The sequence below is a fragment of the Brevundimonas sp. genome (assembly GCF_032107865.1).
GTDB lineage: Bacteria > Pseudomonadota > Alphaproteobacteria > Caulobacterales > Caulobacteraceae > Brevundimonas.
The window spans coordinates 1-7,046 of sequence record NZ_DAMCNG010000145.1; the positions used below are offsets into that span (position 1 = coordinate 1).

The 7,046-nt window shown below is 68.0% G+C and carries 6 protein-coding genes; 3 read left to right on the top strand and 3 right to left on the bottom strand.

What is annotated here, in order from left to right; all coding sequences use genetic code 11:
- The 3 genes from RT567_RS11740 to RT567_RS11750 form a co-directional block, all read left to right on the top strand.
- Positions 1-189, top strand: a 189-nt coding sequence (locus RT567_RS11740; protein ID WP_313576526.1) for a hypothetical protein, incomplete at its 5' end; no start/stop codon positions are given.
- Positions 190-303: 114 nt separating this feature from the next.
- A complete protein-coding gene (locus RT567_RS11745; RefSeq protein ID WP_087138814.1) occupies positions 304-1,227 on the top strand; it encodes a sulfite exporter TauE/SafE family protein in 924 nt (307 codons plus the stop codon).
- Positions 1,227-2,045 carry a TIGR02186 family protein gene (locus tag RT567_RS11750; protein WP_313576527.1) on the top strand — a complete coding sequence of 273 codons (819 nt, stop codon included), beginning with the start codon at positions 1,227-1,229 and terminating at the stop codon, positions 2,043-2,045. The genes RT567_RS11745 and RT567_RS11750 overlap by 1 nt, the downstream gene beginning before the upstream one ends.
- Before the next feature lie 237 nt (positions 2,046-2,282).
- On the opposite strand, the gene RT567_RS11755 is transcribed toward RT567_RS11750, so the two are convergent.
- The 3 genes from RT567_RS11755 to RT567_RS11765 all read right to left on the bottom strand — a co-directional run.
- Positions 2,283-4,475: a 3-hydroxyacyl-CoA dehydrogenase NAD-binding domain-containing protein gene (locus RT567_RS11755; RefSeq protein ID WP_313576529.1), complete on the bottom strand. Its 2,193-nt coding sequence runs from the start codon at positions 4,473-4,475 to the stop codon at positions 2,283-2,285.
- Positions 4,476-4,492: 17 nt separating this feature from the next.
- A complete protein-coding gene (locus RT567_RS11760; protein ID WP_087138817.1) occupies positions 4,493-5,698 on the bottom strand; it encodes an acetyl-CoA C-acetyltransferase in 1,206 nt (401 codons plus the stop codon).
- A gap of 292 nt (positions 5,699-5,990) precedes the next feature.
- Positions 5,991-7,046 (bottom strand): PQQ-dependent sugar dehydrogenase (locus RT567_RS11765; protein WP_313576528.1); only part of this gene is annotated, 1,056 nt, incomplete at its 5' end.

The following is a 7,046-nucleotide window of genomic DNA, read 5'->3' on the forward strand; positions in this document are numbered from 1 at the left end:
CTGCTGGAGAAGGGCGACCAGGGCGTGGCCCCCAATCGGGTCGAGGCGTTCAAATGGTACATGATCGCGGCGCGACGCGGCGACCAGCAGGCCCTGGCCTCTGTCCAGCGTCTGACCTCGGGTCTGTCAGCCGCCGACCGCCGCACGGCGCGCGAGGCCGCAGACGCCTTCACCGCCCCCGCCGCCTGATCGGCGACGCCCGCGCAACCGGGGGTGGCGGTTCGCCGCAGGGACAGCTAAGACCGAAGGCCTAGTCGCCTTTCCGGCGCCGATTGCCTGTCCTTCCAGCCGAAGGCGCGTGCCGTGGATATTTACCTGCCGATCGCCGAAGTCTCGGTGAACTGGCCGCTCCTGGTTCTGCTGGGGGCGCTGGTCGGATTCGTGTCCGGTCTGTTCGGCATCGGCGGCGGCTTCCTGATGGCGCCGGTCCTGGTCTTTCTGGGGATCCCGCCGACGGTGGCGGTGGCCAGCCAGGCCAGCCACGTCGTCGCCTCCTCGACCTCGGGCGTCATTCGCTATTCCGGCATGAAGGCGGTCGATTACCGTATCGGCGGCATCATGGCCGTCGGCGGGGCGCTGGGCGCCGTGCTGGGGGTCGAACTGTTCCGCTATCTGCGCCTGCTGGGTCAGGCCGATCTGGTGGTGGCCCTGTCCTATCTGCTGTTCCTCGGTTCGATCGGCAGCATGATGCTGTACGAAAGCCTGACGCAGATCCTGCACCGCGTCCGGGGCGAGACCCCGCCGAGGAAAGAGCGCCGTCGCCCCATGTGGCTGTACGGCCTGCCGTTCAAGATGCGCTTCCCGCGCTCGGGCCTCTACATCAGCGCCATTCCGCCGTTCGGCCTGGGCGTGTTCGCAGGCATCCTGTCCGCCATCATGGGGGTGGGGGGCGGCTTCATCCTGGTTCCGGCCATGCTCTATGTGCTGCGGATGAAGGCTAGCGTGGTGGTCGGCACCAGCCTGTTCCAGATCATCATCACCACGGCGATCACCACGGTGCTCCAGGCCGGGCGCAACCAGACCGTGGACATCGTGCTGTCGACCATCCTGCTGCTGGGCGGGGTGGTGGGGGCCCAGTACGGCGCCAAGCTGTCGGGGCGCTTCCGGGCCGAAGAGATGCGCGCGGCGCTGGGGCTGATCGTCCTGCTGGTCGGCATCCAGATGGGGCTGGAGCTGTTCGTGCGGCCCAGCGATCTGTTCCTGCTGGCGCCGGGGGTGGCGGACTGATGTTCCAGATCCTGCCGCCGGAGCCGCCGCCCCAGGTTGCGGCGCCCGAGATCATCATCGAACGCTCGGCCGTCACGACCGAGGAGGTGCGGGTCGCCGCCGCCCTGACCGACGCGCGGGTCGATGTGGACTCAGGCTTCAAGGGAGCGTCCATCGTCCTCTACGGCGCCGTCTTCAATCCGACCGATACGCCCGCCGATGTGGTCGTGGTGGTGCGCGGCCCCGACGCCCCGGTGCGCCTGGTCAAGAAGACGCGCAACATGGGGGTTTGGCTGAACAGCCGCCCGGTGCTGTTCGAGGGCGCGCCCGGCTTCTACATGACCGCCTCGACGCGGCCGCTCAGCGACATCGCCGACTTCGGCCAGCTGCGTCGCCTGGGCGTGGGGGTGGATCATCTGCGCATCGACGCGCCGGAAGAGGCCCGCACGGTCACCCGCTACGGCGTGCGCGACGTGGTCATCAGCCGTCTGGGCGAGGACTATCTGGACTGGCGCCGCGCCGTCATCCGGCTGAAGGAGGCGGCGGCCCTCTACGACACCGACCCCAAGGGGGTGGAGTTCGTCGACCGGGGCCTGTTCCGCGCCGAGGTCAAACTGCCCGCCGTGGCGCCGACGGGGAAGTATTACGCCGAGGTCTGGCTGTTCCAGGAAGGGGCGCCGGTGTCGGTGTCCAACCTGACCCTGACGGTCGAGAAGGTGGGGCTGGAGCGCGACATCTATGAGTTCGCCCACAACCGCCCGTGGAGCTACGGCGTGCTGTGCGTGCTGCTGGCGGCGATGACGGGCTATGCGGCGTCGCGGGTGTTCAGGAGTAGGTAGATCCGCTCATCCCGGCGGAGGCCGGGATCCAGTCCTTTGGCTGCATCCGCGCGCGCGGAAATCCTGGCCTTCTTCAAAGGCGGAGCGCGTGGCTCTCACTGGATCCCGGCCTCCGCCGGGATGAGCGGAGTTTGAGGCTGCGCTCAAGCAGCGAGCAACCGTGTTGCGAGCGATAGCGCCAACAAAAAAGGGCGGCCTGCGAAGGCCGCCCTTTCCGTTTCAGTCTGACGCTGAGCCTCAGGCCGCCTTCGTCTGCGGCGCGAAGCGGCCGTAGAAGGTTTCGTCCTTGGCGGCCATGTCGCGCAGAAGCTGCGGCACCTTGAAGCGGTCGCCGTATTTGGCGGCCAGTTCGTCGGCCTTGGCCACGAAGGCCTTCAGACCCGTCTGGTCCATGAAGGTGATAGGGCCGCCGGTCCAGGGCGCGAAGCCCCAGCCCAGGATGGCGCCCAGGTCGCCCTCGCGCGGGTCGTCGATGACGCCCTCTTCCCAGCAACGGGCCACTTCCACCGCCTGGCGATACAGCAGGCGGGTCTTCAGCTCGTCGATGGCCTTGAACGCCTCGGGGCTTTCGCCGAAGGCGTCGCCCTTGGTGGTCGGGGCCAGTTCGGCCAGACCCGGCCAGATGACCTTGGGCTTCTGGTCATAGTCGTAGAAGCCCTTGCCGTTCTTGCGGCCGTAGCGGCCCTGTTCGACCATGGTGGCGACGATCTGCTCGCCCTCGGTCGGGACGTATTTGTCGCCCAGATCCTCGCGGGTCTGCTTGGCGATCTTGTACGACAGGTCCAGGGCCACGTCGTCGTGCATCTCCAGCGGGCCGCGCGGCATGCCGGTCATGCGGCCGACGTTGTCGATCACCACGGGCGAATAGCCCTCTTCCAGCATGGCCATGCCTTCCATCAGGAAGGTCGAGAAGCAGCGCGAAGTGTAGAAGCCGCGGCTGTCGTTGACGACGATCGGCGTCTTCTTGATCTTCAGGACATAGTCCAGCGCCTTGGCCAGGGCCGCGTCGCCAGTCTTTTCGCCCATGATGATCTCGACCAGCATCATCTTGTCGACGGGCGAGAAGAAGTGAATGCCGATGAAGTCTTCCGGCCGCACGCTGGCCTCGGCCAGGCCGGTGATCGGCAGGGTCGAGGTGTTGGAGCCGAACACGGCGCCTTCGGCCAGCTGGGCCTCGGCGCGCTTGGTGACGTCGGCCTTGATCTCGCGGTTCTCGAACACGGCCTCAATGACCAGGTCCGAGCCCTTGATCAGGTCATAGTCCGTCGTCGCCGTGACCAGGGCCAGGGTGGCGTCGAACTTCTCCTGCGTCATCTGACCGCGCGACAGGCGCTTCTTCAGCAGTTCCTCGACGTGGGCCTTGCCCTTGTCGGCGGCTTCCTGGGTCTGGTCGATCAGCACGGTCTCGATGCCGGCCATGACCTGAACATAGGCCACGCCCGCGCCCATCATGCCGGCGCCCAGGACGCTGACCTTTTTCGGGTCGGACTTGGGCACGCCCGCCGGACGCACGGCGCCCTTGTCCAGTTCCTGCTTGGACAGGAACAGGCTGCGGATCATGGCCTGGGCCTGCGGCGTCATCAGGGTCTTGATGAAGTAGCGCGTCTCGATGCGCAGGCCGGCCTCGATCGGCACCTGCACGCCTTCATAGACGGCCTTCATCATGTTCAGCACGGCCGGGTAGTTGCCGTAGGACTGCTTGCGCAGGATGGCGTTGCCCATGATGAAGACCTGGGCGCCCGCCGGATGGTAGGGGCCGCCGCCGGGGATCTTGAACTTGGGATCGTCCCACGGCTGGACGGCCTTGCCGCCGTTCTTGATCCAGGCCTTGGCGGCCGCGACCGACTGGCCCTTCTCGACGACCTCATGGACGACGCCGGCGCCCTTGGCGTCGTTCGGACGCCAGGACTTGCCCTCGGCCATCTGCATCAGGGCGGTCTGCACCCCGATCAGGCGCGTCAGGCGCTGGGTGCCGCCGCCGCCGGGGAAGAGGCCGACCTTGATCTCGGGCAGGCCCAGCTGGATCTTCGGGTCGTTCTCGACGACGCGATAGTGGCAGGCCAGGGTGAACTCCAGCCCGCCGCCCAGCGCCAGGCCGTTGATGGCCGCCGCCACCGGCTTGCCCGAGGTCTCCAGTGCGCGGAAGGCGCCGTTCAGCGCCCAGCCGGTGTCGAACGCCTTCTGCAGGTCGCCGCCGCCGGCCAGCATGCCCGAGGCCATGTCGCCCAGATCCGCCCCAGCGCAGAAGCCGGTCGTCTTGCCCGATGTGATGACCACGCCCTTGATGGCGTCGTCGGTCTTGATCGTCTCCACCAGCGCCGGGATCTCGGCGATGACGGCCGAGGTCAGGGTGTTCATCGAACGGCCCGGCACGTCGAAGGCGACCGTGGCGATGCCGTCGGCGTCGATGTCGATCTTGAAGTTTTCCATAGTCATTCGCTCCCGGATCAGACGCGTTCGATGACGGTGGCGGTGCCCATGCCGCCGCCGATGCACAGGGTGGCCAGGGCCGTCGACTTGTTCGAGCGCTCCAGCTCGTCCAGCACCGTGCCCAGGATCATGGCGCCGGTGGCACCCAGCGGGTGGCCCATGGCGATGGCGCCGCCGCAGACGTTGATCTTGTCGTGCGGGATGTCGAGCGCCTGCATGTAGCGCAGCACCACGGCCGCAAAGGCCTCGTTCAGTTCATACAGGTCGATGTCGCCCGGCTGCATGCCCAGCTTGCCCAGCAGCTTGCGGGTCACGGGCTCGGGGCCCGTCAGCATGATCGACGGCTCAGAGCCGATCGAGGCGCCGCCCAGGATCTTCGCGCGCGGCTTCAGGCCCAGGGCCTCGCCCATCTCCTTGGAGCCGACCAGGATGCCCGCCGCGCCGTCGACGATGCCGGAGGAGTTGCCCGGCGTGTGGACGTGGTTGACGCCCGCCGCCTCGGGGTAGCGCTGGTTGATCACGGCGTCGAAGCCCATGCCGCCCATCATGACGAAGGAGGGGTTGAGGCCGCCCAGGGTCTGCATGTCCGTCTTCGGACGAATGGTCTCGTCGCGGTCCAGCTGGGTCAGGCCGAGCTGGTTCTTGACCGCGATCACCGACCGGTCGAAGCGGCGCTCGGCCCAGGACTGGGCGGCGCGCTTGTGGCTTTCAACCGAATAGGCGTCCACGTCGTCGCGGCTGAAGCCGTATTTGGTGGCGATCATGTCGGCCGAGACGCCTTGCGGCACGAAATAGGTCGGGAAGGCCGCCGAGGGGTCGGTCGGCCAGGCGCCGCCGTCGGAACCCATCGGCACGCGGCTCATGGCCTCGACGCCGCCGCCGACGGCCATGTCGGCCTCGCCGGACTTCACCTTGGCGGCGGCCATGTTCACGGCTTCCAGGCCGGAGGCGCAGAAGCGGTTGATCTGCACGCCCGCCGTCTCTTGACCCCAGCCGGCCGACAGGACGGCGGTGCGGGCGATGTCCGAGCCCTGCTCGCCCACCGGCGAGACGCAACCCAGGATCACGTCGTCGACCTTGGTGGTGTCCAGGCCGTTGCGGTCGCGCAGGGCTTCCAGAACCTGGGTCGCCAGGCTCAGGGCCGTGATCTCGTGCAGGCTGCCGTCCTTCTTGCCCTTGCCGCGCGGGGTGCGCACGGCGTCGTAGATATAGGCGTCGGCCATGGAGCGTCTCTCTCTTGTTGTGTCCCTACCGTTCGCTGCGCGGCAGCGAACTGCATGAGGGACGGGTTCTTGGTGTCCCTGTCGCTCGGCGCACGGCGCCTCGCTGCATGAGGGACGGTTGGCGTCTTGGTTGGGAGGCGGTGGGCGGACGAATCCGATCATCGCGTCTGGAATTGAAACTCAGGTCGTTAGAAAGCCGACGTTTACGTCAACGTCAAGTAACAAGGCGCGTGAGGTCGCCGGATGTGAAAAGGGCGGGCCGTTTTGCGCGGCCCGCCCTGTCTTCTCAGCCTCAGCGGCGCGCCAGCCGCACCAGCTTGCCGTTCTCCTCGTCCGTCACGACCCAGACGGCGCCGTCAGGCCCGACCGCCACGTCGCGGATGCGTTCGCCCAGGCCGGTCAGCAGCCGCTCTTCGCCGACCACGCGGCCGCCTTGCAGCACCAGGCGGACCAGATGCTTGCCGCCCAGGCCGCCGATCAGGGCGTTCCCCTTCCAGTCAGGGAACATGGCGCCGTCGTAGAAGACCATGCCGCCCGGCGCGATCACCGGATCCCAGTAGTAGACAGGCTGGACGGTGCCTTCCTGCGTCGTCGTCGCGCCGGGAATGGCGTCGCCGCTGTACTCGATGCCGTAGGCCGCGCCGGGCCAGCCGTAGTTGGCGCCCGCCTTCTCCAGGTTCAGTTCGTCGCCGCCGCGCGTGCCGTGCTCGATGCTCCAGACCGCGCCGGTTCCCGGCTGGACGGCGATGCCCTGCGGGTTGCGGTGGCCGTAGGACCAGATCTCGGGCAGGGCGCCTTCGCGGCCGACGAAGGGGTTGTCGGACGGGACCGAGCCGTCGGCGTTGATGCGGATGACCTTGCCGTGGTGCGAGGCCAGGCTCTGGGCTGTCGGTCGCATCGGCTTGTCCGACCGTTCGCCGATGGTGATGTACAGCTTGCCGTCCGGGCCGAAGACCAGGGAGGAGCCGAAATGCTTGTCCCCGTCATAGGTGTCCTTGACCTGGAAGACGACCTGCACGTTCTCGACGCGGCTCAAATCGTCCGACAGGCGGCCGCGGGCCACGGCCGTGCCGTTGCCGCCGTCTCGCGGCTGGGCGTAGGACCAGTAGATCATCCGGTCCTGGGCGAAGGTCGGGCTCAGGATCACGTCCAGCAGGCCGCCCTGGCCGCGCGCCGCCACGGCGGGCAGGCCGTTGATCGGCGCGCCGATCCGGCCCTGGGCGCTGACCACGCGCATCCGGCCCGGCTTCTCCGTCACCAGCCACTGACCGTCCGGCAGCAGGGCCAGGCCCCAAGGGTGCTCCAGCCCCTCGGCCACGACGGCGTGCTGCATGGCGATCGTGGTGCT